The organism is uncultured Aquincola sp., from assembly GCF_964001545.1.
GTDB lineage: Bacteria > Pseudomonadota > Gammaproteobacteria > Burkholderiales > Burkholderiaceae_C > Aquincola.
Genome location: NZ_CAXFDV010000145.1, coordinates 1 through 3,571 on the forward strand (window position 1 = coordinate 1; position 3,571 = coordinate 3,571).

The 3,571-nt window shown below is 71.0% G+C and carries 4 protein-coding genes; all 4 read left to right on the top strand.

Annotation, left to right across the window (positions count from 1 at the left end; translation table 11 throughout):
- Positions 1-382 (top strand): SURF1 family cytochrome oxidase biogenesis protein (locus ABNT58_RS04955; protein WP_348752400.1); only part of this gene is annotated, 382 nt, incomplete at its 5' end.
- Between the two features lie 134 nt (positions 383-516).
- Complete coding sequence (locus ABNT58_RS04960; protein ID WP_348752401.1) at positions 517-1,977, top strand: ATP-binding protein; 1,461 nt, start codon at positions 517-519, stop codon at positions 1,975-1,977.
- A gap of 2 nt (positions 1,978-1,979) precedes the next feature.
- Complete coding sequence (locus tag ABNT58_RS04965; RefSeq protein WP_348752403.1) at positions 1,980-2,525, top strand: response regulator transcription factor; 546 nt, start codon at positions 1,980-1,982, stop codon at positions 2,523-2,525.
- 61 nt (positions 2,526-2,586) lie between these two features.
- A partial coding sequence (locus ABNT58_RS04970; protein WP_348752402.1) for a C1 family peptidase occupies positions 2,587-3,571 on the top strand: 985 nt, incomplete at its 3' end.

Sequence of the window (3,571 nt, forward strand, 5' to 3'; positions counted from 1 at the left end):
CGCCTTGCCGGCCGGCGCGCCGCAAGCCCAGGTGACGGTGACCGGCCTGCTGCGCTTCAGCGAAGCCGGCCAGTGGCTGTGGCAGCGCAACGATCCCGCGGCCGGTCGCTGGGTGGGGCGTGAAGTGCCCGCCTTGTCGCAGGCGGCCGGCATCACCGCAGCGCCTTTTTTCATCGACGTGGCGCGTGACGGCGAGCATGCTGCCGGTGCGGCGGCGCCTGCGGCCCGCAGCAATGCGGTGGACGTGCCGCAGGGCGGGCTCACCGTGCTGTACTTCAACAACAACCACCGCGGTTATGCGCTCACCTGGCTGGCGCTGGCCCTGGGCAGCGTGGTGGCGGCGGTGCTGCTGTGGCGCCACGCGCCGGCCCGCGGCACATGAGTGACCCGGGCGCGCCGGCCTTGCGGCGCGCACGGTCTTGCCCCAGGCGCCGGCCGGCCGCGTAAGCTGCCCCCTCCGCGCGGCCTGGCTGCCGCGCCTTGCGGCCCGACCGCCCCACACGCCTGAACCTGTCCATGCCCGGTTTCCGACTCGCCCCCCTGCCGCCGTGGTGGCCCTGGCGCAACAGCGCGCCCGACGAAAGCCAGGGCGGGCCCGGCGGCCCGCAGCCCGACCCCGCGCGTGGCGATTCGCCGCTGGTCGACGACCCGGCGCTGACGCCCGACGCTCGTGCCGGCCGCAGCAACCTGATGCAGCTGGTGCAGCTGCGCTGGCTGGCCGTGGGCGGGCAGCTGCTCACGGTGCTGATGGTGCACTTCGGCCTGGGGCTGGAGCTGCCCATCCTGCCGCTGCTGTGGCTGCTGGCCTCGCTGGCCCTGTTCAACGTGGTGAGCTGGCTGCGCGCCAGCAATGCGCGCCACGTTGGCCAGACCGAGCTGTTCCTGTGCCTGGGCATGGACCTGGTGGTGCTCACCGGCCTGCTGGCGCTGTCGGGCGGGGTGAACAACCCATTCCTCTTCGTCTACCTGCCGCAGCTGGCAGTGGGGGCGCTGCTGCTGCGGCCGGCCTACGCCTGGACGCTGACGCTGTTGGCCTGCGTGGCCATCGTCTTGCTGGCGCAGTGGCACCTGCCGCTGGCCTGGCCCGATGCGCCGCAGCCGCAACGCCTGTCGCTGCTGTACCTGGGCGGGCTGCTGCTGTGCTTTGCGCTGTGCGCCTCCTTGCTGGTGCTGGCGGTGGGCCGTTTCGCGCGCAACCTGCGGGTGCGCGATGCGCGCCTGGCCGCGCTGCGCCAGCGCGCCGCCGAAGAGGACCACATCGTGCGCATGGGCCTCTTGGCCAGCGGCGCCGCGCATGAACTGGGCACCCCGCTGGCCACGCTGAGCGTGATCCTGGGCGACTGGGCCCACATGGCGCCGTTCGCGGCCGAGCCCGAGCTGCGCGACGACATCGAGCAGATGCAGTCGCAGGTGCAGCGCTGCAAGGGCATCATCAGCGGCATCCTGCTGTCGGCCGGCGACAGCCGCGGCGACCGGCCGACGGCCACCACGCTCAAGTCCTTTCTCGACGAGGTGGCCCAGGACTGGCGCGAGCGGCGGCAGCAGGCCGGCTTCGTGCCCGAGCTGGGGCCGCTGCCGGCCACGCCCATCATCGCGGACACCGGCCTGCGCCAGATGGTGACCAACGTGCTGGACAACGCGCTGGAGGCCATGCAGGCCGCCGGCACCGCGCCGCCGGCCATGCCGCGGCTGCTGGCCGAATGGCAGGGCGACCGGCTGCTGCTGCGGGTGATCGACCGCGGCCCCGGCTTCAGCGAAGAGATGCTGTCGAACTTCGGCCGGCCGTACCACTCCAGCAAGGGCCGGCCCGGCGGCGGGCTGGGCCTGTTCCTCAGCGTGAACGTGGCCCGCAAGCTGGGCGGCAATGTGATGGCCTGCAACCGCAAGACCGGTGGCGCCGAAGTCACCATCGACCTGCCGCTGGCCGCGCTCACCCTGCCAGCCGATGCCGGCGTGCACCCCCGGAGCCCCGATTGAACCTGGACGACACCCAAGACGACCGCGTGCTGCTCATCATCGAGGACGACGATGCGCTGGCCGCCACCTTGTGCCGCAGCTTCGAGCGCCGCGGCTGGAGCGTGCTGCGCGCGCACGACTTCGACAGCATGCAGGCGGTGCTGGAGCAGCAGGCGCCCAGCCATGCGGTGGTGGACCTGAAGCTGGCCAACGGCAGCTCGGGCCTGGCCTGTGTGCAGGCCCTGCATGCGCACGACGACGAGATGGCCATCGTGGTGCTCACCGGCTACGCCAGCATCGCCACCGCGGTGGAAGCCATCAAGCTGGGGGCGCGCCACTACCTGGCCAAGCCGGCCAACACCGACGACATCGAGGCCGCCTTCGCCCGTACCGAAGGCGAGACCGACGTGGACATGACCAACCGCGCCACCTCGATCAAGACGCTGGAGTGGGAGCGCATCCACGAGACGCTGGCCGACACCGGCTTCAACATCAGCGAAACCGCCCGCCGCCTGGGCATGCACCGCCGCACGCTGGCCCGCAAGCTGGAGAAGCAGCGGGTGAAGTGACCGGTAGGGATTGACCGCAAGGTGCACGCCAACCGACCATGCCGCCCCAACTGGAGCGACCATGGCCACAAAGAAAGAAGCCGCCCCCACAACCGAGCCCAAGGCCAAGCCGCGCGCCAAACCCCGCGCCAAGCCAAAGGCGCCCGCCTGGAAGCGCGCCGCCCGGCCCGATGCCATCGACTTCCGCGATCGCATGTTCGCGCCCGCCATCTCCATGTGCCCGGCGCCCACGCTGTTCCCGAAGATCGCGCTGCCCATCAAGAACCAGGGCCAGACCAACGCCTGCACCGGCTTTGCGCTGTCGGTGGTGGCCGAGTACGCGCTGCGGGCCTCCAAGCGCGAGCTGGAGCCGGCCATCTCGCCTTACATGCTGTATTCCATGGCCCGGCGCTACGACGAGTTTCCGGGCTCGGTGGCCGACGAAGGCTCCAGCCTGCGTGGCGCGCTCAAGGGCTGGTTCAAGCATGGGGCCTGCATGCTCGACCTGTTTCCCGCGCTGGAGATGCCGCCGGCCGCACCCACCATCGACCAGGACTGGTGGTACGACGCGGTGCGCCGGCCGCTGGGCGCGTACTACCGCATCACGCCCACGCAGATCACGGACATGCATGCGGCGCTGAACGAAGCCGGTATCCTGTACGTGAGCTGCGCCTGCCATGCCGGCTGGGACCAGGGCATGCAGCTGCCCACCATGGCCGAGCGGCCCAGCAGCTTCGACGAGGTGTGGACCATCCCGATCGAGCCGGGCTCTGCCGCCCATGCCGGCCATGCCTTCGTCATCGTCGGCTACAACGAGCAGGGCTTCCTGATCCAGAACTCCTGGGGGCCGGAGTGGGGCTCGCACGGCTACGCCATCCTCACCTATGGCGACTGGCTGAAGAACGCGATGGACTGCTGGGTGGTGCAACTGGGCGTGGTCACGCAGGACCACCGCGAGCTGGCCCGCACCGCCACGCTGCGCACCGACGGCCGCGGCAAGGTGGCGCTGGCGCAGAGCGAGGTGCTGCGCAACCGCGAGCTGTCGCCCTTCATCATCAACATGGGCA